The 26417-nt window shown below is 58.8% G+C and carries 12 protein-coding genes and 10 pseudogenes; 11 read left to right on the top strand and 11 right to left on the bottom strand.

Annotated elements, in window-relative coordinates; translation table 11 throughout:
* Nucleotides 1-258 precede the first annotated feature (258 nt).
* From cysD to D6B98_RS36690, 8 genes are all read left to right on the top strand, one after another.
* Entirely contained in the window at nt 259-1158 is a 900-nt protein-coding gene (gene cysD / locus D6B98_RS36730) for a sulfate adenylyltransferase subunit CysD (RefSeq protein WP_126261843.1), read from the top strand.
* Complete coding sequence (gene cysN / locus D6B98_RS36725) at nt 1158-3041, top strand: sulfate adenylyltransferase subunit CysN (RefSeq protein ID WP_126261842.1); 1884 nt, start codon at nt 1158-1160, stop codon at nt 3039-3041. Before cysD ends, cysN begins: the two co-directional genes overlap by 1 nt.
* Before the next feature lie 2276 nt (nt 3042-5317).
* Nucleotides 5318-7729 (top strand): 2-aminoethylphosphonate--pyruvate transaminase, encoded by a 2412-nt coding sequence (locus tag D6B98_RS36715; protein ID WP_235884901.1) that lies wholly within the window; start codon nt 5318-5320, stop codon nt 7727-7729.
* A 31-nt stretch (nt 7730-7760) separates the two neighbouring features.
* Nucleotides 7761-8819, top strand: coding sequence for a dhydrorhizobitoxine desaturase (gene rtxC, locus D6B98_RS36710; RefSeq protein ID WP_126261840.1), 1059 nt, complete (start codon nt 7761-7763; stop codon nt 8817-8819).
* Nucleotides 8816-9634 (top strand): gamma-glutamyl-gamma-aminobutyrate hydrolase family protein, encoded by an 819-nt coding sequence (locus D6B98_RS36705; RefSeq protein ID WP_126261839.1) that lies wholly within the window; start codon nt 8816-8818, stop codon nt 9632-9634. The genes rtxC and D6B98_RS36705 overlap by 4 nt, the downstream gene beginning before the upstream one ends.
* A 162-nt stretch (nt 9635-9796) precedes the next feature.
* Nucleotides 9797-10666, top strand: coding sequence for an EamA family transporter (locus tag D6B98_RS36700; RefSeq protein WP_235884900.1), 870 nt, complete (start codon nt 9797-9799; stop codon nt 10664-10666).
* Entirely contained in the window at nt 10663-11952 is a 1290-nt protein-coding gene (locus D6B98_RS36695; RefSeq protein WP_126261837.1) for an ATP-grasp domain-containing protein, read from the top strand. Before D6B98_RS36700 ends, D6B98_RS36695 begins: the two co-directional genes overlap by 4 nt.
* Nucleotides 11952-13289, top strand: a complete 1338-nt coding sequence (locus tag D6B98_RS36690) for a glutamine synthetase (protein ID WP_126261836.1) — start codon at nt 11952-11954, stop codon at nt 13287-13289. Before D6B98_RS36695 ends, D6B98_RS36690 begins: the two co-directional genes overlap by 1 nt.
* 410 nt (nt 13290-13699) lie before the next feature.
* Here the strand turns inward: D6B98_RS36690 and D6B98_RS41145 are convergent, their stop codons facing one another.
* Together D6B98_RS41145 and D6B98_RS41140 are read right to left on the bottom strand one after the other, a co-directional pair.
* Nucleotides 13700-13984, bottom strand: coding sequence for an IS1096 element passenger TnpR family protein (locus D6B98_RS41145; RefSeq protein ID WP_235884907.1), 285 nt, complete (start codon nt 13982-13984; stop codon nt 13700-13702).
* 204 nt (nt 13985-14188) lie between these two features.
* A pseudogene (locus D6B98_RS41140) lies at nt 14189-14275 on the bottom strand (plasmid pRiA4b ORF-3 family protein); the annotation flags it as partial.
* A 1085-nt stretch (nt 14276-15360) separates the two neighbouring features.
* Here D6B98_RS41140 and D6B98_RS36675 point away from each other — a divergent pair.
* On the top strand, nt 15361-17613 hold the full coding sequence (locus D6B98_RS36675; protein ID WP_126261835.1) for a T3SS effector XopP-like protein: 2253 nt from the start codon (nt 15361-15363) through the stop codon (nt 17611-17613).
* Between the two features lie 124 nt (nt 17614-17737).
* Here the strand turns inward: D6B98_RS36675 and D6B98_RS36670 are convergent.
* Nucleotides 17738-18287: pseudogene (locus tag D6B98_RS36670) on the bottom strand (transposase family protein); the annotation flags it as partial.
* Between the two features lie 101 nt (nt 18288-18388).
* Here D6B98_RS36670 and D6B98_RS36665 point away from each other — a divergent pair.
* Nucleotides 18389-19392: pseudogene (locus tag D6B98_RS36665) on the top strand (IS110 family RNA-guided transposase).
* Between the two features lie 311 nt (nt 19393-19703).
* Here the strand turns inward: D6B98_RS36665 and D6B98_RS36660 are convergent.
* The 7 genes and pseudogenes from D6B98_RS36660 to D6B98_RS36630 all read right to left on the bottom strand — a co-directional run.
* Nucleotides 19704-19853 (bottom strand): annotated as a pseudogene (locus tag D6B98_RS36660) (IS5/IS1182 family transposase); the annotation flags it as partial.
* Nucleotides 19849-20144: pseudogene (locus D6B98_RS36655) on the bottom strand (helix-turn-helix domain-containing protein); the annotation flags it as partial. The pseudogenes D6B98_RS36660 and D6B98_RS36655, both read right to left, overlap by 5 nt.
* A gap of 103 nt (nt 20145-20247) precedes the next feature.
* Nucleotides 20248-21597: pseudogene (locus D6B98_RS36650) on the bottom strand (IS701 family transposase).
* Nucleotides 21598-21971: 374 nt separating this feature from the next.
* Nucleotides 21972-22706 (bottom strand): annotated as a pseudogene (locus tag D6B98_RS36645) (IS91 family transposase); the annotation flags it as partial.
* A gap of 267 nt (nt 22707-22973) precedes the next feature.
* Entirely contained in the window at nt 22974-24008 is a 1035-nt protein-coding gene (locus D6B98_RS36640) for an IS110 family RNA-guided transposase (protein WP_126261834.1), read from the bottom strand.
* An 85-nt stretch (nt 24009-24093) separates the two neighbouring features.
* Nucleotides 24094-24544: pseudogene (locus D6B98_RS36635) on the bottom strand (IS91 family transposase); the annotation flags it as partial.
* 9 nt (nt 24545-24553) lie between these two features.
* Nucleotides 24554-25413 (bottom strand): annotated as a pseudogene (locus D6B98_RS36630) (tyrosine-type recombinase/integrase).
* Between the two features lie 435 nt (nt 25414-25848).
* On the opposite strand from D6B98_RS36630, the gene D6B98_RS36625 reads away from it, so the two are divergent.
* Nucleotides 25849-26298 (top strand): transposase, encoded by a 450-nt coding sequence (locus D6B98_RS36625; protein WP_430642560.1) that lies wholly within the window; start codon nt 25849-25851, stop codon nt 26296-26298.
* On the opposite strand, the pseudogene D6B98_RS41135 reads toward D6B98_RS36625, so the two are convergent.
* Nucleotides 26217-26417: pseudogene (locus tag D6B98_RS41135) on the bottom strand (hypothetical protein); the annotation flags it as partial. The gene D6B98_RS36625 and the pseudogene D6B98_RS41135 overlap by 82 nt on opposite strands.

Below are 26417 nucleotides of genomic sequence, written 5' to 3'. Positions count from 1 at the left end.
ATGGTTGCGAACAAAACACGGGGGTTGATTTAGCCAAGATCCTTAACCCGCACGAGCTGATCTCCCGATCAGGTGTGACGCAGGCGCCGTCGGCACCAGCGGCCTAATGCGATATGCTCCCGCGTCTGCAAGTCGCCTGTGGGGTTGAGCTATTTGAGCCATGCGTCGTGGCCGGTCGTTTCAGCGGCGGATATCCCCACTTAGCCTGGAGCCATAGAGCGGCGAAGACCAGAGATCCTGCATCGAAAAAGAAGACATATGCTACCGAAACATCTGCGCCGCCTCGAAGCTGAATCGATTGAAATCATGCGTGATGTGGTCGCCGAGTTCAAAAGGCCGGTCATGCTTTACTCGATCGGAAAAGACTCAAGCGTAATGCTGCACATTGCGATCAAGGCGTTCTATCCTGCAAAATTGCCTTTTCCCCTGCTTCACGTTGACACGACCTGGAAGTTCCGCGAGATGATCTGCTTCCGGGACGCGACAGCCAGGCGACTCGGGCTCAACCTTATCGTCCATGTCAACAAGGAGGGCATCGCGCGCGGGATCAATCCGATCGCTTCCGGCTCCGCGCTCCATACCCAGGTGATGAAGACCGACGCGCTGAAGCAGGCGCTCGACCTCCACGGATTTGATGCCGCCTTTGGCGGAGCGCGGCGCGATGAGGAAAAGAGTCGCGCAAAAGAACGGATACTCTCCTTCCGTTCGGCCGGACACGTATGGGACCCCCGTAACCAGCGGCCGGAGCTCTGGAGCCTGTTCAACACACGGATCTGCCAGGGCGAGACCATGCGCGTGTTTGCGATGTCAAACTGGACCGAGCTCGAGGTGTGGGAATACATCATGCTTGAGAAGATTCCGGTCGTACCGCTCTACTTCGCAAAACAAAGACCGATAGTGCGTCGAAATGGTGCGATGATCATGGTCGATGACGAGCGATTGCCGCTTAACGGCGACGAGACGCCGGAAATGCGGATGATCCGTTTTCGCACGCTTGGATGTTATCCTTTGAGCGGGGCTATTGAATCCGATGCGACGACGATCGAAGATATCGTCGCAGAAATGCAGACTACGACTGTGTCGGAGCGCCAGGGTCGCCTAATTGATACCGACGAAGCCGCTTCAATGGAGAAGAAGAAGCGGGAAGGCTACTTTTGATGTTTACGAATCCGGCAACGGAACTGGTCCCGGTCAGGACAAAGGATCAGCTGCGATTTATCACATGTGGCTCGGTGGACGATGGCAAATCGACGCTGATCGGCCGATTACTGCACGACAGCAAGATGATCTACCAGGATCAGCTCACGGCGCTGGAACGCGACAGCATCAAGCATGGTAGCACCGGCAATGACATCGACTTCGCGCTGCTCGTGGACGGGCTGGAGGCCGAACGGGAGCAGGGCATCACGATCGATGTCGCCTACCGCTTCTTCACGACGCCACGGCGCTCTTTCATGGTGGCCGACACTCCCGGCCACGAGCAGTATACCCGCAATATGGCTACCGGCGCCTCGCATGCCCAGCTCGCCATCATCCTGATCGATGCCCGCAAAGGCGTGATGGTTCAGACCCGCCGCCACTCCTTTATCTGCTCGCTGCTCGGCATTCGTCATGTCGTGCTGGCAGTGAACAAGATCGATCTTGTCGCATATGACAAGGAGCGCTTCGATCGGATCGCCCGTGACTATCTGGCCTTTGCCGCCGGTCTCAGCTTCACCTCGATTGTTCCGATCCCGATCTCGGCCCGCTACGGCGACAACGTCGTGGACCGCTCCGTTCATGCCAATTGGTATCATGGTCCCTGCCTGCTCGAGCATTTGGAGAGCATTGACATCCAGTCTGGCACCGCAAGCCAAGCTTTCCGCTTTCCCGTCCAATGGGTAAACCGGCCAAACCCGGATTTTCGGGGTTACGCCGGGTCGGTGGCTTCCGGGAGGATCTCGACAGGAGACGAGATCGTTGTCGCTGCGTCGGGGCGGACCACGCGCGTCAAGCGGATCGTGACCCACGATGGTGACCTTGTCGCCGCCGAAGCCGGGGATGCGGTTACCATTACACTAGAAGACGAAACCGATATCAGTCGTGGCGACATTCTGTCGCGACCGGACGACCGACCGAAGGTGGCCGACCAGCTTGCCGCTTATGTGATCTGGATGGACAAGGAGCCGCTCGCTCCCGGACGCAATTACGTCCTGCGGATTGGAGCGCAGACGATTTCTGGCAGCATTACCACAATTAGGCATCGAATCGACGTCAACACTTGTGAGCATCTGGCCGCCGGGACGCTTTCCCTCAACGAGATCGCCTTCTGCGATGTTGTGACCGCAACGCCCGCCGTATTCGATCCTTACGACCTCAATCGAAAGACCGGATCATTTATTATCATCGATCGTTACACGAATCGTACGGTCGGGGCCGGCATGATTGCCTTCCCGCTACGGCGGGCCACCAATATTGCTAGGCAAGCGCTATCCGTGGACAGGAGGGAGCGCGCCGCGCTCAAGAATCAGAAGCCTTGCGTCATCTGGTTCACTGGCCTGTCTGGCGCGGGAAAGTCGACAATTGCCAACCTTGTTGATCAAAATCTGTCTGCGATGTCGCGGCATACCATGCTGCTAGATGGCGACAACCTCCGGCACGGATTGAACGCCGACCTCGGCTTCTCGGAGACGGATCGCGTGGAGAACATCCGGCGTGTCGGCGAAGTTGCCAAGTTGATGGCGGACAGCGGCTTGATCGTGATCTGCTCGTTCATCTCGCCCACTAGGGCCGAACGGGACAGCGTGCGCAGCCTGGTTGGCAAGGAAGAGTTCATAGAAGTCTTTGTCGATACGCCGCTCGAGGAATGCGCCCGGCGGGACCCAAAAGGCCTGTATTCAAAGGTGAAATCCGGCAAGATCAAGAACTTCAGCGGGATCGATTCGTGCTACGAAGCACCAACGACACCGGAGGTTCATCTCAGGACCATGGAGCAGACCCTAGAGCATTCAGCGGAAGCGGTAGTGGATGTCTTGATGGCGCGGTCAATTCTTGATGGTTAGAGATCCCTCGCGTCGCACCATCGATTCGCACAATATCCCGCAGGCTCGAGCCAAGGCGATCCAGCTCACGCGAACCTGCGATCGGACTTTTGGCTCTAAAGGAACAAAATGGTCGCACCCACTCGTCGATTGCCCGCTTCCGGTTATGCTCGAAGTGGATGGTCAATTCAAAACCGAGTACGCGAGCAGAGATGGAGCATGGGCGGGAGCGGAGGAGCTCAATGCGCCGTCCCATGCTCCAGATCAGAATCTACGATGTGACAACAAAGTCCAGAGAGGAAGTCCGACTTCCAGTAAGTTGACTTTTCGCTTGGCGCTTCTTGCTGCGCGTGCGGCCAGCGACACGCCGAGCTCCCGTTAAAGCCGAGCCGGGCAGCGTCTCGGCCGGATTCGATCTCTCGCGCAGTATGAGGGGCGTCGGTTTCCGGGCTTGGCCGCATCCGGCGAGCGGGTACTTGCTTTCCAGAACCCGAACTTGGCAGTCGACCACGACTCCCTCATGTCGCGGCCATGCCGGCTTTCGGCAAGCTTGTTTCCGTGGCCCGCCGCTCGACGGCGGACAACGCCTGCCTACACCCGCGCCTTCGCATTGCGAGACAAAGCAGCCGCGAACCTTAGCCATGCCGCGCTGCGCTACCGACCTTCGCCGCGCTTGGGGTTCTGCTCCCTTCCGCCTGCCGTCGTTGATCGCCATGAAGGCGGCCATGGCGCGGCCGAATGGCAAGAGAGCTTATCCATGGCAAGCGACAAGGACGATCTCTTGATGATCCGCTCTGGTCAACCGTCAACCTGTCCGACCGCGCGGTAGACCGCGTCGAACGCGAGCTCGCCATCAACGAGCAGGCGCGAGAGGGGCCAACGCGAGCAGAACGGCTGCGAGGTGCGATTCGGCGAACCAAACCGCCTCACTGCCGAGGTTTTTGCGCTCATTGAGTGCTGGACGCGATGGAACTCCGTTCACCTTCGGGCCTACGGTTTGGACAAGCCGTCAACCGCGGCACGCTCGCCACGGCGGTGGCTGTCCGTGAGACTTTGGCGCCGCGAAGCCGCGTGCAGAACCGAGAGATGCTGCCAGCCTAACGATCACGCTCACAGAGGCACACGTGCCACTCACCTGGGGTCGAATCGACCTGGTCCGAGCAAAGCAGGACGACATGTTCTGCGTCACGGCCTCGCCGAAAGGTGTCGAACTGTTCGTTGCTAAAGCGACAGCAATCGCAAGGTCGCTCAGATTACCTTCAAGCCGGACTCGATCTCAGCCTGCCAGGGGCGCTTCATTCAAGCGCAACGACACCTGACAGCGGTGGTCATGTGCGGCGAGGCGTACACTTTCCAGGTGCCAGCTATCGAGGAGGATCTCGGCCCGCATGGCGGAGAAGCTCGGTACCTCCATCTGCGGTATGGCGAGGAATACGAGAACGGGAAGACTGAGCCATCCTTACCTGCGGTATGCGGTCGCAGGCGGAGGCCGAGTGTCCTGATGTCGAACTCTCAAATTGTTTCAGCTCGCTGTGAATCTCCACGCCCTCCCATCTACGTCTGGTTGCGCGAGCCGATGCGAGTACGGTCAGGAAAAATTCACACGAGAAAATGGCCGGAGAGGGTTGAAACGCCCCTAACGTCAAGTTGTACGATCTCGAAATGGACAACGACAGTGATTGGCGTCCGAAATCCTCCTAAAGCGACGGAGTGCGAATGCATCGAGTCTCAAGCCCACGCATCAGACTGCCGCTGCCGACAACGATCATCAAGTGTGTCGTGGCATGCTCTGCATCCAGGCGCGATGACATCCGACTGCATCGTTTTCCTAACGCCGAGTTTGCCTGAATAGAGCAGGTCCACCGCGTAAGGTCGGTCATCGACCTACTGCTTCGCGCCGGCTAGAAGCCGACGGCGCTTAAGTCTGCACATGGATGACAGTTGGGATGAGATCGCGCGGCAGCGTCACCTGCGTTCGAGCGCGCGCTCGGAAAGCCAATGTCTAGGAGGTGTGAATGGCATCCGTGATGAGCTTTATGAGCAATCGCTCCGCATCTGCGATGAGATACGGAGGTTGCCATCCGGCAGGGGTTTCGGACGCCCACCCGAAAAGCGCCCGCGTATGGCGCTTGGCCCGAAGCTGTTGACCTAGGAAGTCGATGCTCGCCACAGGGCTCCCTGGTGGCTGGCGTTATCCAGATCATTGACACTACAACTTGAGGAGGAATGGTTTGACGAGACAGCGCTCTTTGCTGACGCCTGGTCCATTGTCGTTATCGCTGGCGGTCAGGAGCCAGATGCAGCTTGATCTCGCATCGCGCGATTGCGAGTTCAAGGAAGTGACCGCCTGCATGAGGCGGCTGATGCTCAGCTTGTTGGGAAATGCTGAGGACTATTCGGTGGTGCCTATTCAGGGGGGCGGCTCTTTTGCGATGGAAGCCGCGCTCTCTTCATTTGTGGCCCGAGCGGACAGGCCGCTCGTTTGTATAAACGGCATCTATGGCGAGCGCATTTTACGAATCTTGCGGTTGTGGGGCGTCGAAGCGCTGAAGCTCGTCAAGCGAGCGACCGATCCTTTGGATCCTGAAGAAATTGGCGAGTATCTGAGCCGAAATCCTGGCGTTACGCACCTATGTTTGGTGCATTGCGAGACGACAACCGGAATCGTCAATCCGCTGGACGCGATCGTGGAGCAGGCGAGGCGACGTGGCGTAAAGACCATCGTCGACGCGATGAGTTCTTTTGGCGCCCTTAATATCGATCTGAGCCAGCGTGGAGCTGACGTCCTGGTCACCTCGAGCAACAAGTGCATAGAAGGGCCGCCGGGAGTAGCGTTTGTCATTGCGTCTCGCGAGCTGCTCGAGAATGCGGTTCAAGAACGCAGGTCGTTTGTGCTCGACGTGAGAGATCAATGGCTCTCGCTCGAGCGCAGCGGTGAGTGGCGATCGACCCCACCAACCCACATCGTTCAGGCAACGACAAAGGCGCTGGAGATTCTGCACGAGGAGGGCATTGATGCGAGGCGCCGCAGGTATGAGAAGATTAGGGACGATCTCGTCAAAGAACTCGAAGGAGTAGTGTCGCCGCTGTTGTCGGCCGAGTTGCAATCGCCGGTCTGCGTCGCGTTCGGCGCGCCTTCCGGAATCGTGGACCAGGCAGGATTCGACGGGCTGTACCGCCACTTGGCAGCCCACAACCTCTATGTCTACTCGAAGCTGCATCTCCCGACGCGGAGTTTCCGTATCGGTTGCATTGGAGAAATCCAATCCAGCTGGATCGTGCAGTTGGGCTGCGCATTTCGTACATATTTCCGCTCCAGTCAGGGTCGGTCAGCTGCGCCGATGTCGGCCCAAGAGACATGTGACGCTCGCGTAAAGATGCCAGCTCAAACGGGTGGAGAACCGCAGCTGTCGTTTTCGGCCGAGACCGCGGTTCTGCATGCGGGCTATCGACGCGACGCAGTGACGAAAGCCGTCGCAGTGCCGATTTACCAGAATACGGCTTATGAACTCGATGGCGATCTAAACCACATTGCTGACGTCTACAACGTCAAGGCCGACGGGTTCACCTACACGAGGATCATCAATCCGACGACCCGCGCGCTGGAAAGGCGCTACGCCGCCGTCGATATGGGAAGGGACTCGCTCGCCGTCGCGTCAGGTCAAGCGGCGACGTTCCTGGCTATCGTCAACCTGTCAAGTGGCGAAGTGGGAGACAATGTCGTCGCCTCTCCGTATCTATATGGCAATACCTGGAACCTGCTCCACAACACATTAAAGCGTCTTGGGATCAGCGTGAGGACGGCAGATCCTCGAAAGCCCGAGACGTTTGAACGTGCCATTGATGATCGCACGATATGCCTGTTCGGAGAGGTGATTTCGAATCCTTGTCTGATTCCGCTCCCCGTCAAACAGCTGGCCGAGATCGGCCGAAAGTACGGCGTGCCTTTGGTCGTGGACAATACGACAACGCCACTGGTATGCCGGCCGTCAGATCTCGGCGCTGCGATTACGACGTACTCCGCAACAAAATATATTTGCGGCCACGGTACGACGCTCGGCGGACTGATCGTTGACAACGGCGAGTTTAGCTACCGGGGAGCCTCTCGCTTTCCCTTGTTCAATCGTCCCGACGATGCGCATGGCGGAATTGTCTGGCATAACGCGGTGCGCGATGTCGACGATCTCGGAAAGAGCGAGTTTCTCCTCAAGGCTCGCATGACCTGGTTGCGCGATACCGGCGCGGCGATCGCCCCGTTTGCGAGCTTTCAACTGATCCAGGGGCTTGAAACGCTGCCACTTCGCATGAAGCAGCACTGTGCGAATGCCAGGATCGTGGCCGACGTTCTCAAGGAGCATCCTAAAGTGCGCCGTGTCTTCTACCCGGGGCTCTTTGAAGGCGCCGATCGGGAAGTCGTCGAACAGACACTCAATGTTGCATACGGACACGGGGCGATGGTCATGTTCGAAGTGGAGGACGAACAAGCCGGGCGCAAGTTCATTCAGAACGTCGACTTGATGTATCACGTCTCGAATGTAGGCGACGCCCGCACGCTCGTGACCCATCCTGTCTCGACGACCCACACCACCGTCCCGCGGGAAAAGCGCGAAGCCGCCGGCATATTTGGCGGCTCGATCCGGCTTTGCGTCGGCATCGAAGATGTCAACGACATCCTGCGCGATCTGGACAAGGCGCTTTCCGCAATCTGACAACCAGCAAGGCGATCAGGAGGAAGTTCTCATGAATCAGGCAGATGCTTGGAAATTGAGGTCATCACGCTATGAGGCCGTTCAATTCAGCCGAGAGATCAATAAGCAGCTCTCTGAGCTGAGACCCGACAACATAACGGGAGCTGCTTATATTGCCAAAGATTACGCTGTCATCACAGCGTGCACGCTCGCGACTGTGTCAGTCTCATGGTGGCTCTACCCGGTGGCCGTCCTTCTAATTGGTGCCTATCAGCGCGGATTGACAACCATCGCTCATGATGCGGCTCACCGTACGCTCGCGAAGAACACGACCTGGAACTACGTCCTGGGCATTCTGTTCGCGTCGTATCCCTTGTTCCAGCGCCACTGGGCCTACCGGATCTCGCACGTCTATTTGCATCACCCCTATCTTGGAGACCCGGACAAGGACCCCGACCTGAAGTTCTTCCTGGCCAGCGGCGTTTACGACGTGCAGCCTCCGGAGCGGTACGCTTTCAACATGATTTGGAAGCCGATCTTCGGCGGCGCGACAGTGGCGTATCTGAAGTATCTTTGGGCGAATCGATTTTCGGTCACAGCTGTCGAGGATCAGAGCCGCTCAGGCATACTTGTCGACAAGTATGGCTTCTATCTCTTCTGGATCAGCATCCTGGCCGGATCATATGCTGTTGGGCTGCTCCATATCGTCGTCCTGTTTTGGATCGTGCCCTATCTCACCACGTTTCAGGTCCTCGGCTGGTTTATCGAGCTCGCCGAGCACTCACCTATGTGCGAAACCGAGACGCAGAACGTCTATCTCACCCGGAATCGGAAAGGAAATTTCCTCGAGCGGGCCATCCTCGGGCAGAATTTGGATGAGTACCACCTTGAGCATCACCTTTCGCCGGGCATCCCGTTTTGGCTGTTGCGCAAAGCTCAGAAAATCCGAATGCAGGATCCGAACTATGCGAAGGTTGCCGCGACCTGGGGCGGGCTCTTTGTCAAGGGACCTCAAGGTCAACCTAGCGTCATAGATCAGTTAAAAGAGCGAAATCGACGGTTGTATGAGCAGTCCGTTGCCGAGGTTCGCACACGAGGGCAGGTGGCGTGACGTTGCTACGGCCAGAGATCACCCGAGCCGTGGTAGGCGTCACTTCGAACCGTCTTCTGGTCGACGCTGTGCATCGCGACTGGTTGCGGCGCAAGTACTTGCAGGCACTCCATCGTCATGCGGGCGTGGCTTGCGTCATATTGCCGACGGTCGACGCCGAAGATGCGAGGGAGGAGGTCGTTCCGGCGATCATGCGCCGGCTCGACGGCTTGGTGTTGACAGGCGATGAATCGAACATCGACCCCGCCGTCCTGAGAGCGCCCGCGTCCTTGACGGAGGATGACCGGCAGGACGTTGAGGATGGGATCCTCGACCGTCCGCGGGACAGGCTCTCTGCCGTAACTATAGAGAGCGCCATCGCGCTCGGAATGCCTATTCTAGGCATCTGCCGTGGGCTTCAGGAACTCAACGTCTATTTCGGCGGCACGCTCCGCTCATCGCTTGCGGAGTGGAGGCCGGAAAGTGGTGCGATGCATGCCGAGAAGCCAAATCGTCCAAGAGACCGCCAGTACGACGCCGCCCACAGCGTCAAGATATGTTCCGATGGCGCGCTCTTTCCAATCGCGCGGACGATCGAAGCGCAAGTCAACTCGCTGCACAATCAAGGCATCGAGGCGCTTGCCCCGGCGCTGAGGCGGGAGGCGTGGGCGCCTGACGGTTTGGTCGAGGCGGCTTCGGTCATTGGCGCCCCGACGCTGCAAATCGGTGTGCAATGGCACCCCGAATGGCACGTCTCAAGCGATCTCCTCAGCAAGCAATTGTTCAAGGCGTTTGGAGAGGCGTGTGTTGGGTACTACCGGACCAAGAAGAGCTAGAGGCGGATTGTGACATTTCAAACCAAACGTGGTCCGTGCACGTCGAAAGGACATTCCCTCGGAGCCAACGTACGCGTCCGGTCCTGCGAGGGCCGCGCGTCGCTTCGCGGGCACAGGAAGACTGGACGATTGGCGACTCGCTTCGCTCTGGGAGTGTTCCTTGTGGCGCTTTATGTCGTCGTGAGCGCGGCAGGTGAGGTTTATGCAGCGTCGTACTTTCAGCAAGCGGATGTGTACGTCGCGCTCCTGCTGTCCTTCGCCGCGGTATGTCTGATATTTAATCTCCTGGCTCGCCACGAAGGAGACGAGGCAACGGTGGCGAAATGGTCGCTCCTGGTCTTCGTCGCGCTCAATGTCGTGACAGCAATCAGCTGGATCGGCTTATTCATCGGACTGAAATACGCCGAACCTGCGATCGTCGTCGCCTTCATGGTCGCACTGGGGCCCACCGCGACAGTGTGGTTAAACGCACTGATCAGGCGCCAGGGTGCCCCTCCAGCATCCGATATTGTCGTGAGCGTTACGATCGCAACGATCGGCAGTTACATGATTTGGATCTCGGCCAGCGGCAACGCAGGTGTGGAGTGGGGGGCTCGATCGTCCTTTGGCATCGTCTTGGCGATCGTGGCCGGGCTATCGCTGGCTCTTACAAATATACTCGTCAAACTGCTGTTCGACCATGGGTTTTCTGGCCGACAAGTCCTGGCGCATCGCTTTTATGGAACGATTCTCTTGCTGCTGGGACTGGTCGACTATTCATCTATCGTGCCTGAGATCTCGCAGCATTTGTTTGCGATCGCAGCAATTGGGCTGTCGACGATCATTGTTCCATTGCTCTTGATCCAGCAGGGCATTCGGCGCGTAGAGCCCTTCACCGTCAACACGGTCCTGTCAACCGCCCCTATCATCACCTTCCTATTCCAGTACTTCGATTCTCGCATCGTGCCTTCGTCACATACGTTCATTGGAAACGCTCTCATTACGGCTGTCGCTGTCGGCAACATCTACTTGCAGTATCGGAGATCCGCATGAAACAACGGAATTGTGTAATCGTAGACGCATACTCTACCGGTCGATACCTACCGGAAGAGTTCAAGCGCTATGGAATTGGAACGGTGCATGTGATGTCGGCTGCACAGATTGCGCCCATATTCCGATCGCATTTCAATGCGGATCTTTATGATGAAGTCATTCGCCCCAGCGAGGGAATGGGCTATGAGGAAACCGTTGAATATCATCTTCAGGCTCTGCATGGCCGGGAACTGGAGTTCGTTATCGCGGGCTGCGAGACCGGAGTTGAACTCGCCGATTCTTTGTCGGAGCGGCTGGGCTTGCCCTCAAATGGGACCGCGCTATCCGCTGCTCGGCGTGACAAAGCGCGATTGTCTTGCGCGTTGACCTCTGCAGGCGTGCGATCCATCAGACAAGTCGTGTCCGACAATCCTGTAGAGATCGCGAGCTGGAAGCGTGAAGCGAAGTTCGATCAGATCGTGATCAAGCCGCTGAACAGTACGGGTACCGAGGATGTATTCTTTTGCTCGACAGATGCTGATATTCAGCGGGCTCTAAGCACAATTGTCGGGAAGACGAACCGTGTCGGAGTGTTGAATCGTTTTGCCCTCGGGCAAGAAAAAATAAACGGCCAGCAGTACACCGTAAATGCCGTCTCGATCGGCGGGGAAGGTTTCGTTACGGAGGCCTGGACCTATGACACGGTTCCTATTGCGGGGGCATCGTCGGTCTGCTCGCTTGAGAGATTGTTGGACGGCAGCGAACCAATCGTTCAGGAACTATCCGACTATTTGGTGCGTGCGTTGCAGGCGCTACAGATCGTCGACGGACCGGCTCATGCAGAGATCATCGTCGATCATCGGGGACCGGTTCTGGTGGACTTCGGAGCGAGGCTTCAAGGGACCATGTCGGCAAAAGCACGAACGATGGCGTTGGGGCACAACCATATGAGCCTGACGGCCTGGCGCTACGCAGATCCCAAGGGCTTTGGTGAATATATGAGGCTGCGCGGGGGGCCCTACAGGCGGCAGGCTCACGCACTTTGCGTCTCGCTGATCTCAGATATGGGCGGTGTCGTTGCCGGTTACCCGGGACTCGAAGCAATCCGCCAGCTCCCGAGCTTCGCGGATGCCATTGCATTTGTTCCAATTGGTCATGAGCTGGTTCCCACGATCGACTTGGTGTCGACACCAGGCATCGTTTATCTGGTGAATAGCGACTTGACTCAGCTTGAGAATGACTATCGCAAGTTGCGAGCAATGCGGATGGACCAGGTCTTCGAGTTAGTGATGCAGGATCGCGACTAATGCCAACTGATCCCAGGTTGACCGGAGCGAATCCAGCCCGCGCGGCGATGGTCGGCGTAAGCGACTTCGATGGCGTTCTGCGAGGCAAACACGTCTTAGGTGAAGATCTCTCGGATGGAGACAAAGTCGTCAAGTTCTCTGAAGCGGTGCTGGCGTGGGATTGTACGGACCGGGTCATTCCGGCCAGTTTTACGCAAAAGCCGCTATCAGCGTTCGGGGACGCTGACCTGCGTATTCTGTCAGGCACCGGCCGTTCGGTGTCTCATCTCGGCGATCAATATCTCTACCTCGCGGAGTTCACGGGCCCACATGAGAACATTTGCCCGCGCGGTGTTCTGCGCAGGGTCCTGCGAAGGGCTGCTGACCACGGATACGACTGCACTGTCGGGTTCGAGTTTGAATTTATGCTGTTTAAGGAGAACGCAGACACGATTGAAGAAAAGTCGTTCGGCGAATGGGCTCCTTTAACACGCGGCCCGTTCGGCTACTCGATTGCGCGTTCGGTCGCGCAACATGAGTTGTTCGATGAGATCTTGGCGCTTTGTGAGAAAGCTAGACTACCTCTCAGCGGACTACACTTTGAAACGGGACCTGGCGTGGTCGAAGCGTCACTTCGTCATTGTGATGCGCTGGAAGCTGCCGATCGAGCAACCATATTCAAGTCGATGATTAAAGCCTGGGCGCAAACGCGAGGCATGATGGCTACATTCATGGCCAAGGTTTCCGAGAAATGGCCCGGCCAGTCTGGCCATATTCACATCTCGATGTCCTCGGATAATCAGAATGCGTTTTATGACAGTGATGCGTGCGGCAACGTCTCGAAGCTTATGAGGCAATTCATCGCCGGACAACTAGAATACATGAATGAGTTCTGTGTGCTCGCTGCGCCGAACTTCAACAGTTACAAGAGATTGGTACCTGGCTGCTGGGCACCAATCTGTCCAAGCTGGGGAGTTGACAACCGCTCCTGCGCAATTCGCGCCATTCCGGGAGAGCCATCGGCCCATCGCCTGGAGTATAGGCTGCCTGGCGCAGACCTGAACCCATATCTCGCGCTCGCAAGTGCGATTGGTTCGGGAATATTGGGTGTCGAGACAGGTCCGGCACTGCCGGCTTCGATCGTCGGTGATGCAAGCGCGGAAATGTGTCGTTCGTCCGCGAGACTGCCTCAAAGCCTATCAGAGGCAACTTCTCGGTTTGCAGAGTCTGCAGCGGCAAGTGATGTCTTCGGAGAAAGGTTTGTTGAAGCTTTTTCTTGCTCGCGCCGTTGGGAGTGGGAAGCCGTTCAACACCGGGTCACCGACTTTGAACGTCGGAGATACTTCGAGATCATTTAGCTGAGCTGTTCGACAGTTCTGAACGTCATTCCTCTGGCCGGTGCCGGCCACACTATTGCGGCTGCCTGTTCCGCTGATGTTGGACTTCATACAGAGCAAATGTGCGTTACTCGTTAAGTGAGGACCTCGGGACGCTGAGGAGGTCCGCTGCTATCTGCTCTGTGGCAGCAACCGCGATTGCTCCGTTGGATACTAGATTATATCTAACGTCCGGTCCTTCTCGTAAGCTCTACATCGGCAAGCAGATGGTGGAGCCGTCAAGCATGCGCCCGGTTGGCAGGTATCCCTCGCAAGCCGTCGAGCGTGCGCGCGCTTGCCTGGGTTGGTCCCAAAGCGGCGAGACAAGCGCTGCGGTCCGTCAGCCAGAAACTCACTCCGGCTGAAGTGAGCGAGCTGAGTTCCTCGCCTCTTCATTGCCGACTTGGCTTGCCAGACCGGGAAGCGGACTGTAAGCGTAGCTCTGCGGCCCTTTTGATGATTGACGCTTGACATCTGTGAGCCGCGTGCCGCGACGCCGCGGCTTCCAAATTTGGACAATGCGCTGGCGGCGGCCTCGAGCATCCTCGGGGCGACGAGGTTGGGATCGAACTGTGCGGGCCCCAGAGGCGCATATTTTCATATTCCAGATGAGTAGGGTCGCCGCTGGCATCGAGGTATTCGGCATAGCCGGGCGCACCACCGACGTCCTCGAGCAGGAGGGATGTCCCTCTAACGTGGTGTCAAACCATTTTTCGAGTTTGATCACTTGGCCTCAGCTGTCACCGAAGTCATAGAGATAATGGATCGTCTTCGCGCCGGTCTCCAGAACGATATTGAAGGGCTGCGTCTTGCGATGCATCGATGGGCTGAGGGCCAAAATCTCCTCCGGGATCATGGATACCCCGACGTCCTTCGCCGGCCAGGAACTCGAAGAGATGGCTGTTCGCCCGGCCAAACGCCGCCTGAAGCGTCAGATGCAGCCGATCAAGGCGCAGCGTGAGCGGCACGACAAGGCATCGCGTCACCTCCGGTTTCACATCCTTGAGAGGCCACCTTGATCCGGACCGAGGTCGTGTTCAGGCCCATGCCGCCAGCCTCGGATTATGTGCATGCATCCTGTACATCGACGCTCAAGCCGTCCAAGGCAGCCAGGAGATGCTGTCCATTGATTGGAAACCACCTTGACAGCGCTTTCGATACGTCAGGCGATGAGTTCAGCATTGAAGATTGAGCGGTGGACGCCATTTTCTTTGGAGTAGCGCTTTCGCAGCGTTGATTGCCTCAAAGCAGTTTGGAAAGGCCGGCGGGGACCTGACAACGCTCTTGCCGATGTTTCTGCTGATACCATTCGGCGGTATCCTTCTCGTCTTCGGATATATGCACTGGGATACATGCAGCTCGAAATTATCTGCATAATCGTGAGATCGGTGGGAGCAATTTTAGTGGTGGAACCGATTCTCACGCTTTCTGCTGTTTCGAGACGGGCTAACGGTAGTTTGCCGATATCAGATTGGCGCTCGGTGTGCTTGGCACGCTCACTGCGCTCTTTTTATGAGCGTATTGTAAGTGCGCTCAACTGGGCAGCCTCCTCGGCGAGGGCCTATTCTGAAAAGGACTTGCGCAGCGTAGGTTCTGCTCACTCGAACGCGAGAAGAGGAGGTCGACTTGACGGAACGTTCCACATCGAGCCAGATCTACGCATTGTTGAATCCGAAACTCTTTGGTCGGACAATAGCATCTCCTCCCGGTTAATAAGAGCTTTGCTGCTGCCGAAAGCCTGACAATCGACCCTGCGGTTCGCCATGCTCGACGGCTTTCGGTATTCGGGAATGACTTTGGCAGGGCTATTTCTGGCAGCGCACATTTCCATACTGGTCACGGCGAGCCAGCGGAATGCGGACCGGCGCTACAATCGACTATCCCGCACCTTATGGGTCATCCCCTATTGCTGCCTCAGCACCACAACAGCTTCCATGAAATTGGAACTCGGACGGCGGGTTGTGCATTCGGAGAGCATCCTTCGTCAGCCAACCGTCAGCCAGGCGGCCTATCCAGGGACGCTGCGCATTGTTGACCGTATGGGAGATGGAACATGACGGGCATTGGCCGACCTGGCGAACCGCACGTTGGGGCTGCGGGAGCCGACACCACGTCGGTATCGAGCAGTGCGCATTCGGAGCCAAATGTCCCTGCGGAAGGCCACCGAGTTTTCAACTCTGTCGTGGAGCGGATGCGCTTAGCGTCTGAAGATAGAATGGCGGCGCTCGCGAGCCTGCCCTCAGGTTCGGGTGTGGCAGTCCCCATTTCCTCAAGCGGTGAGGGGATCAACGCAGCGAAACAAAATATGGACGGCCTGCTTGAGGAACTTGATGCTTGCCACAGTGCTGCCATGGGCGCTCAGAGCTCGTCTGAGGCGCAAGAGCTGATCGATCAGGTTGTCAAAGCAGGCGCAGCAGTTCTGGACTACTACGCGAGCCTGTCTCCAGATGTGGCGCGCAGCATTCTGTCCGAAGATCAGGCTCGCCGAGTTCGTGACCGGACTCTGGATGCGGGGAACGAATGCAACGCGCTGGCCGCACCGATTATCTACGCCTTGGAGCAGCGTAGGGAGAATGCGGGAAAGATACTCGAGCGGATGCGCCAATCCAATGCTCCGCCCGACCAGCTGATCCGAGCGGCTTCCAGTGTGGCGAAACACTATTTGGCCTGCACGGAGTGGTGGGAAAAGAAGGCATTGCGCTCTGAACGGATGCAGTCCGTCTGCGCAGCCACTGCCAGCTTGCCAAGTGCAACGGCCGAAATGCGACAGACCGAACAGGCGACACTAAGGCTGCATACCGGCTGGGCACTGAATACGAGGTGCGTGCATCTGCAATCGCAAGTCCTTCTCGCGCGGGTCATGATTGAGTCGCACGCGAGCACGCTCGACCCGGCCGTCAGGCAAATCCTCTTGGGTGAGAACGGTCGGGCACGTCTACTCGGAACCTTCATGGGCGATGTTGTTCCGGCATTCCTCTCAACGGGCGACGCTGTTCTGCACAGCAAAGGACAAGCCCTCGACGCAGAGCACTGCGCCGTTCTGGAAGGGGTCATGGAGCGGCTATCGGAATTTGCGTCGGCGTTGCCCAACATGGTTGCCGAGCTAAGGCATAAGGGAGCAAGTCCCGAGCTTCCGTTGGATCTGTTGGATCAGATCGTGGAAGGAGCGTGGGTCACTGCCCATGAGGTCATGCGCCTCCTAGCAGTGCAGCCGAAGACACCAGCCATCATCGCAGCGCCAACGGAGGCTGGCCTTGCGTTGCCGGCAGACGCCGCCGGCAAGGACCCGGCGGCCGAAGGCAGTCCAACGCGCAGGAAAGGGAAGGGCAAGCGGAGGCAGGCCGGAGGTGCGGGGAGTTCGGCTGCCGGGCAGCCCGAGCCGCAGCTCGCTAGGCCCGAATCCGACACGGCTCGAACCACCAAGGTTATTGTGCTCTCGGATCTGGGCACGAAGAAACTCGCGAGCGCGGAAGAGGCGCATACGAGAATGTCATCGTCGGCGAGGGAACACTTGGCAATATGGCAGGCTCCGCCATCGAAGGAGACACTGACGCGCCTGCTCGCGCGATTGGACGAACTCTTGCAATTCGATCTGCGCAGCGAGCAAAGAGCCATTTCGCAAGCGCGCCACATGAAGCCCGAAGATGCCGACCACGTCGTGGACATCGTGGTTGAGCGGCTGCAGAGCCAATCTGCGGAGATTGAGGCCTGTGTAGCCGCGCTGGACGAACCTCGCCGCCGCGGCCTACTCACGCCTATGCAACTGCCCGAAGTGCACGACAAAATAGTCCGCCTCAAGGCGATGTTGTCGGAGGTTCAGGGGCAGGCACATGCTTTGAAGGCGCGAAAGGCTTCGATCGAGATCGATTGCATGAAGACCTATGCGTTTCCCTCGCAGAAGTACCTCGAACGGTTGCAGGCGGCCGAGGAGTTGGCTCCCTTGGAGTCACCGCGCGCATTGAAGGGTGAGCCAGGAACGCTGTTCGAGATCAAGCTGCAGCCTACGCCACTGCGCAGTGGTACGGTGAATCCGATGTGGGTGCACATCCATACGAAGCGGCCGGTCTATGCGTGGCAGTTAACGACATTGGATGACGCCGAATTCGCCGCTTGCCACGTGAAATCCAACGAACAGCGCGGCTACAATCGCCTCTGGCAGAACGCTCGAGCTGCAACGGGTCACGAAGACGTCGTGATCCACCGCGGCAAGCTCACGCCTGCGTTCTGCAAGTCCTTGTTAGGTTCCGCTTTTAGCGGCTATCCAGGGTATCCTTTTGCCGGAACGGAGCGCGGGGCACGCAGGTGACTCGATACGAGACTAGTTAAGCGACTCGATAGAGCGCCGCTTGTGGTACGGCATCGGTCTTCTTCGCATCCGGATCCAGTGGCCGAATGAACCGCACTTTGGGCTCCAGGCGCCAACTCCTGAGCTAAGAAGCCGGATTGAGCTGTTGGAGAGGCGAGCGTTCGCCATTAGCAACTCCAGGAAGAGGCCCAAGAGTTCTCTGAACCGGGCGAGGATGCGGCGGAAGTTGTGGCCGACGGCTGAGAGGACGACATTGGCGGCGTCGCCGGCGCAGCCTTTGAGGTAGCAGCGGCCGAGGTGGCCTTCGGCCTTCATGTGCCCGATGATGGGCTCGATGGCAGAGTGACGGCGCAGCTCGCGCTTGATGACACCGAAGACGCTGCGCTTATGGCCGGAGATGAAGACGCGACGGGGATTTTGCGCGTGGCGGCCGCGGTACCCCTTGTCGACATAGGCCCGCTCGATCGGACAGCCGGTGAGCGTCTCGGTGCGCTCGATGGCGTCCCGCAGGGTGTGTGCCCATCATACGGATTGTCGTGCATTGCGCTCGCGTGCAGCACGAGCAGTCCGCCGGGAGCGGGGCGATTGTTGGTCACGACGGAGGCCTTCACGCCGAACTCGTAAGGCGCGGGGGCCTGGGCTTTGCCGATGCATTCCACCTCCGGAGCATGGAAGATGGGATGGTTGCCGTCCATCCCTGACGGCATCGCAATGTGCCATAAGGGTGGTTCACAGCCACTGAGCGCAAAGGACGGCAACCGTGACGAAAGATACGATGATCGGCGTGGATCTGGCAAAGAATGTTTTCCAACTCCATGGCGCGTCGATGACGGGGCACGTGAAGTTTCGCAAGAAGCTCTCGCGAGCTCAATTTCGCAAATTCATGGCTGAGCAGGCGCCTAGCGTAGTGGTGATGGAGGCTTGCGGCGGGGCCCATTGTTGGGCTCGGCAGATGATTAAGCTGGGACACGACGTGAAATTGATCTCGCCGCGCTACGTCAAGCCGTTCTTGAAGCGTCAGAAGAATGACGCGGCCGACGCCGAGGCGATCGTTGACGCGGCGCAGCGTCCGGAAATGCGTTTTGTCGAGATCAAGACCGAGGCTCAGCAGACGCGGGCGGTTCTGTTTCGAAACCGCGAGCAATTGGTCCGCCAGCGCACCGAATTGACGAATGCCTTGCGTGCGTATCTCTATGAATACGGCTACATCGCTCCGCAAGGAAACCCAGGCATGAGCAGATTCACGACTTAGACCAAGAGCAAAGTGATTTGCCGAAGCTCGTGCACGACCTCTGCCGCGATATGCTGCAGCAGATCGCTGAAAAGACCGCTCGGATCCAGGCCATGCTGGTGCGACTCAAGGAGCTAGCTACGAAGACCGAAACGGCAAAGCGCCTGCAGACGATGCCCGGCGTAGGCCCGATCACCGCGCTGGCGATCGAGGCCTTCGGGCCGCCGATGGAGACATTCAGATCCGGCCGGGATTTCGCCGCGTGGCTGGGACTTGTCCCACGGCAATATTCATCGGGTGGTAAGCAACGGCTTGGCCGGGCGTCGAAGGCCGGCCAACTGGACATACGTAAGCTCCTGATCATTGGCGCGATGTCCCGCCTGAGCTGGCTGGGACGAAAGTCCATAAGCGAGAAAACCTGGCTGGGCCGCATACTGCTCAAGAAGCCGCGTATGCTCGTGGCGGTCGCACTCGCGAACAAGATGGCACGCGCCATCTGGACGAAGAAGGAGAACTATCGAGATCCGGCGCTGGAGGCCACTGCATGACGATCAGTCCGCAGCGGGTCTCAATCTAACGCCGGTACGTTGGGGAGTGTGAGAAGACGACTACTTGCATGGGCAAAGGATCGAAAGATCTGGATCAGGAAAACCAGCTTTATTCCTGGAGCTTCGAGCTCGAATGGAAGATTTGGACTTGATCCGCAGATCACCATCCCGGCCGGCGGCATCTGAAGGGCCGCACATGAAGGCCTCACAGAAGCGCGCACTCGATCACATGCTTGCAAGTAAAAAATCTTCTTGCATCACGGACGGCAACCACAGAAGGAATAAAGCTTCCAGCCGCGCTGGCGCTGCTACTGCGAATGAATCTGCGCGACCCAGCCGAGCGGAAGGGCGAAGGCCTCCTCCAGTGCCGGCTGGCCCTTGATGTTGCGGCGGATGTCGCGAATGATTGGGCCGAGCCTGCTACGCAGGATGCGCAACTGTCCCTGATGCCGCCTGAACTTGATCGTCGTTGATGGTTCGAGGACGGCCAGGGCGGGCTTCGTCAAGCAGGCCATCACAGCGGTCCTTCAAAAATCGGCGGCGCCATTTGCCACGGTGTGTTCGTGGAGGCCGAGTTCGGCAGCTACCGACTTGCTTGGCAAGCCATCCGCACACCGCAGGATCGCGCGGCAGCGCTCAGGTAGCGATCGGGCAACGCAATGACGACGAACCTGCCTCTCCAAGTACGCCCGCTCCTGCGGGCTAAGAACCAGCGGCGCGATCGGCCGGCCTCGCTCACCTGCATTCGCCACGAGCACTCTCCTCTATAGAGATTCGAGCTATCAACTAATGTGACGAACTTGCGTTCCAGATGACTAGCACGACTTTGGCAGAATGTGCTTTCGCCGCTGTTTTTCAAGGATTTGCTTTCGGCAATATGGGCAGTGCTGAGGTGGCGGCCGGAGGATGAGATCTACGATGGCGTGACGTACGGCTGGCATGGTTGGCTGGGGCGGAGGCCCGTTGATTCTTTTTTTTCCGCCCCGCGTATGCGAGGCGACGATGTTGCAGGAAGGCGTAGGCAATCATTGTCATCAAGGCGTGGCGATGAAGACCTTGCCATGATCGCCCTTCGAAGTGATCAAGTCCAAGCTCCTCCTTCAACTGCTGATGGGCCTGCTGCCAATCCACCGTGCCTTGATGGTGGCGGCCAGTGTGCGCAGATCCGTCGCCGCAGGGAGATTGGCGAGATAGTATTTCTTTTCCCCTGAGGCACGTTGCTCGCCAATGAGCCAGGCTTCGTCGCCTGGGAGATGCTGCTGACCTTTATCCCATATCCGCTGTGGAGGGCCGTCGGCGGTCCGGACGCGGAGAGCAGCAAATTGGGCTTTCAGTCGACCTTTCGTCCCGCTGCGCCAACTCACGGTTTTCCATTTGGCGCTGGCCAGCATTTGTTCTGCCGCAATCGATAAGATATCGGGCACGTGGTGCTTTCGTGGTTTCCCGCGGACTTTGGTAATCGGCCAAATGAGCTTCACATCGACCGGATACACCTTCAGGTGCCGAGGGATGCCAACAGCCCAGGCCAGCCCGCGCTCGGTTAGCCCTTGTCGAAACGGTGCGCTAAGTCCGTATCCTGCGTCCGCCAACACACATCCAAAGCGCACGTTTGGCTGCTATCGCGCGGTCAATTTCGGCCAAAGCAATTTCCGGCTTGGACCGTGGCGTTCGGTATTCGGCTGGCACGCGAGCGCGCTTCAAACGAGACATATTGCTTGTCCAACTGTCGGGCAGAAAGAGGCGCAACGCGACCATCACGGGCACTTCGCCGCGCGCAAGCGTCAAAGACACCAGCGTTTGGCAATTTGCTGTTTTGCCGAGAGCCGACGCGTATTGAGCCGCAACACCAACCGAGCGTTCGCCCTTCTTCGGCAGTGAGGTGTCATCAATAACCAGCACCGCATCCCTGCCGCCGACAAGTCGGTCCGCCTGATCGAGCAGCTCTGTCTCCAGCGGCGTCGGGTCCCAGACACCGTCCGCAATGAAATGGTGCAACTGGTCGTAGCTGCTCGTGGCAAGGCGGTCTGCCATCGGCTGAACGCTCTTGCGGTCGCCAGGACCGATCAATCCCGCAACATATAGAGGACACATCCGCTGCCGGGTCTTATGACCCAGCCGGTCCAAGAACGGCATCAGCCAGCGTTCGAGTTCGTCTTCCCATCCCGGCATGGTCAGCCCTCCAAGAGCCGACCACCCATGAATCATTGAAAAATTGATTCGGGAATCTTGAGGGTTCTGTGAGGTCGCGGGGCAAAGGCCAGCCTCGCGCTCTGTCGTAGCTGCGACCTCATAGAAGCCGGATTGAACGAAGCCGCGGAGTTGTGGGCGCTATGGGGATAGTGCAGCCAGTGCGGCTGCGGAGAAGGCGCGCCTGTGGTCGCCGCGCGTCGGCGAGACATTCAGCTGATACGAGCGGCCGCATTGATCTGGCCAGGGGCGCGATACCGCGATCGATTTGCTGTGCTGGGATGCGCGGCCGAACGAACGACGGGGTGATTGGTGACGAACGCGGCCACGGCGACATCGGATGTTGCCACCGAGAGGGTCATCCCGGAAGGGGTGGATGGTGCAGGCGCTGGTCATGACGTATCACAACGAAGCGGATGGTCGCGTGCGCAGGCTCGCGGGACGACATCGACGCGCCGCATGGTGCCGCCGCAATGTGGGCAGACGGGGATCTCGCATTTGACGAGAGGATCGCCGCTGGCTTCCTGATCAGCCGGAGCGTTGCGGACAGCAAGGAGTTGACGGCAGAGGGCGATTTTATCGTTGCGTCCGCCATTGGCGAGGAGGCCATAGTGGTGGATGCGGTGGAAGCCGTCCGGCAGGGTGTGCAGGAGAAAGCGACGAATGAACTCACCGGCATCAAGCGTCATCACCTTGGCTTTGCGATTCTGCCGATAGTCCTTCCAGGAAAAGCTCACCTTGCCGTCGGCAAGCGAGATCAGCCGACTGTTGGCGATGGCGACGCGGTGCGTATAGCGGCCGAGATAAGCCAGCACCTGTTCGGGCCCGCCAAATGGTGGCTTGGCATAGACGACCCAGTTGGTCTGTCGAAGTTGATTAAGGCGCGCGGCGAATGCAGCGGGATCGGTGAGATGGGCGAGAGCGCCAAAGAAGCTCAGCTGGCCAGCCGCGTAGGCAGCTTGTAGCTCTTGCAGAAACAGGCGGCGGAACAGCCGGGAGAGGACGCGCACTGGCAGGAAGAAGCCGGGCCGGCAAGCGACCCAGCGTGTGCCGTCGAGCGAGGGTCCACCGCCCGGCACGACGCAGTGGATATGCGGATGGTGTTGCAGGGTCTGGCCCCATATGTGGAACGGCCCGCGTGGCAAGAGCTTTTTCAGCCGATTTCACACATTGGAACGGTGCGGTCATATGTCCGGCCTTTGCGCGCGGCGATGGCCGCTGGCCTCGATGAGATCCGCGGAACGAAGAGCTAAATCAGGTATGCGCGCTTGAGCGCATTAGGGCCAGCAGCTTCACTCGTCTCGGGATTTCGTCCCATGGGTTCATCGCCTGTTGTTGCACCTTGCCCTCCGCCGGCCTGCGCCGGTCAGATCGTTTTGGCGGTCATTCGTCCATCAGACGTCGACCGCGGTAACGGCGGGACGCCGATAAGTTCCGCCCTTGTTTAGAAGAGCCCAGATGATCCGCGCCGTCTTGTTGGCCTGCGCAACCGCTGCAACCTTGAACGGCGGTCTGGCGAGCAGCGCTTTCAGCCGCGGTTGCGCCCGAGCGTCGTTTCGGGCGACCCGCAAGACGGCTGTTGCCCCGACGACGAGGAGAGTGCGGAGTTCCGGATTTCCCATCTTCGATATTCGTCCCAGCCGCTCTTTGCCTCCGCTTGAATGAGACCGCGGCGTCAATCCCAGCCAGGCGGCAAAGTGGCGAGCCGACTTGAAACCGCCGGGATCCGGCACAAGCGCCTTGATGGTCGCCGCAGTAATGGCACCGACGCCAGTGATCGTCGTCAACCGACGCATGTCCTCGTCGTGCTTGGCCTCCATGACGATTGCGCGCTCAAGCCTGTCGATCTGGTCGGCTGAAGCTTCAATTTGATCGGCAATAGCCCTCAGGGCGAAGCGCGCCGCTATTGGCACGCGAGCATCTGTCTCGTCCCGCACGATCGCGACCAGCGCCTCAACCTTTGCCAGGCCGGCGGTGGCGATGATGCCCAGTTCTGCTAGGTGCGCGCGCAACGCGTTGACCGCCTGCGTTCGCTGCCGCACTAGAAGAGCGCGGGTCTTGAGCACCATCGCGGCAGCCTGTTGCTCGGCCGTCTTAATCGGCACGAAGCGCATGGTCTTTCGGGTCACCGCTTCGCTGATGGCCTCCGCGTCCGCCGCATCCGTTTTGCCGTGCTTGACGAAGGGTTTGACATAAGCCGGCGGAATGAGCCGCACCTCATGACCGAGAGCTGCGATCTCGCGTGCCCAATAGTGGGCGCTACCGCATGCTTCCATCCCCACCAGGCATGCTGGCAGCTTCTCAAAGAAACGCAGAACTTCGCTGCGCCGCAGTTTCCGGTTGAACACGGGTGAGCCCTTGGCATCCGCCCCGTGAACCTGGAATACGTGCTTGGCCAGATCCAGTCCGATGGTGATAACCTGTTTCACGGAACGGTCCCTCCTTTGTGGCGTTCGAACAACGACCACGTTCTAGCACTTTGATGCTGATGGAGCGGGCCGTTCCACCACATCAGGTATGGAGGACGGCAGTCACGCCGAGCTGAGCGCCGAGATGCTTGGGATCGGCCGCGATGGTGGCGAGCGTCTCGGCCGCGCAGCGGAACAGGATGGGCATAGACGACAGCCTTGTTCTGGAAGGCGATCTCGCCGGCGGACGCCGGCATGGTGAAGACGACGTGGAAATACGGTACGGGAAGGAGTTCAGCTTGCCGTTCGGTGAGCCATTGCGCGCGCGCCGCGCCCTGGCACTTCGGGCAATGCCGATTGCGGCAGGAGTTATAGGCGATGCGTGTGGCGCCGCAGTCATCGCACTGCTCGACGTGGCCGCCGAGCACAGCCGTCCGGCAGGCCGTAATCGCGCCCATGACGCGCCGCTCGATGCGGCCCAGATGCTCGGCACGGGCTTGCCGAAACGCTTCGCCGTGGCGGCGGAAGATATCCGCCACTTCCAGAACCGGAGCCATGGCGCCCGCTCAGCCGGGCGGCACGACCTCCAGGTGGAGCCGGTCCAGCGGACTTGGCGTATTGCTGATGGTCTTGGTGGCGACCTGGGTATAGCGCGCCGTGCTGGCCAGGCTGGCATGGCCGAGCAGCACCTGGATGATGCGCACGTCGGCCCCGTTCTCCAGGAGATGGGTCGCGAATGTGTGCCGCAACGTGTGCACCGTCACCGACTTGCTCAAGCCGGCCGCCGCACAAGCTGAACGGCAGGCGGCGTGTAGCACGTTCGGGACGAGCGGACGCTCGTCGTCGCGGCCGGGAAACAACCATCGCTTTGGCCGAGTGAGCCGCCAATACGTCCGCAGAATCCTCAAAAGCTGCGGCGAGAGCATAACGTAACGGTCCTTGCCGCCCTTGCCGTGCTCGACCCGGATCAGCATCCGTTGGCTGTCGATGTCGACAACCTTCAAGAGGACCACTTCCGATACGCGCAGTCCGGCGGCATAGACCGTGGTCAGCGCGGTACGGCTCTTCAGGCTCGGGATTGCTTCCAGGAAGCGCACGACCTCGTCGGCGCTCAGCACGACCGGAAGTTTGCGCGGTTGCGTGCATAGGCGATGCGCTCCGGAACGGTGTCATGACCAAGCGTCACACCGTAGAAAAACCGCAGTGCGCAGACGATCTGGTTCAGCGCCGGCCAGGACATCCCCGTCGCAACCAGATGAACCTGGAAGGCACGGATATCCTCCAGGTCGAGGCGGTCGGGAGAGCGACCGAAATATCGGCTCAACTTCGCTACGGCGTTGAGGTAGGATTGCTGCGTCGCCGGTGACAGATTGCGGACCGTCATGTCCTCGATCATGCGGCGGCGAAGTGGGCTGATCTCAGCCATCGGAAAACCTCCTGTCTGAAGGGTTGGGCTTCGAAAACCCGCAATCCTCTCAGACAGGAGGCAATCCTTGCTATGCCTCCCTACATGCCGCGACAGCGGCTTCGTCCAATCCTCTAAAGCGCGGCAAAATCAACAATCTGCCAAAGTAGTGCTAGGGTGAGAACTCATTAATTTTTCTGCTGTGACAATACGATACTGATTCTCTTTGGGGAAGGATTGGGATCGTGATCGTTTTGCTGAGCGACGAGCAGTAGCAGCGGATCGAACCTCATCTGCAAACCGAAGTGCGCGGTTTCGAGCGGCAAGACGATCGCCGCATTATCAGCGGCATCATACTCGTGCTGAAAAGCGGCTGCCGTTGTCCGATTGTCCCGACGCCTACGGACCTCCTACGACGATCTATAATCGCTTCGCCCGGTGGGCGCGGCGCGGCATATGGGAAAACCTGTTCCGGGAGCTTGCCGGCAACGGTCGATCGACGGACACCCAGATGATCGACTCTACGCACGTCAAAGCGCATCGCTCGGCAGCGGGCGGAAAAGGGGGGCAGAAGCAGGCTGTTGGTCGCTCGCGCGGAGGGGCAACACGAAGATACACGCACTCGCAGATGCTAAGGGGCGCCTGATCGCCATTCTGTTGACTGGAGGCGAAGCGCTCGACTGTCCGATCGCAGAGCGCCTGATCCGCAGGGTCAAGCGGCCGAAACGGATGCTCGGTGACAAAGCCTATGATAGCGCCGAATTGCGTGAACAACTCGATGAGCGCGGAACCAAGCCGGTTATTCCAAACCGCAGCAATCGCAATCAACCGTACGGCTTCTCAAAGCGTTTCAGCCTGCTCCGGGCTCCTCTGTGTTTGGCCGAGGCAAACATTTGGGCGATGTAGCCACGCGATTTCAAAAGATTCTCTGTCGCCGCACGGACTGAGGCGTCGTCGTCAACGACGGAAATCAAAGGCGTGGACAAGACGAGCCCTCCTGGAGCGGAAATAGCGGCTGCAAGCAT

Source organism: Bradyrhizobium sp. LVM 105, from assembly GCF_003957705.1.
In the GTDB taxonomy this organism is placed as follows: Bacteria; Pseudomonadota; Alphaproteobacteria; order Rhizobiales; family Xanthobacteraceae; genus Bradyrhizobium; species Bradyrhizobium frederickii.
This window is presented reverse-complemented; position numbering and strand designations above follow the sequence as displayed.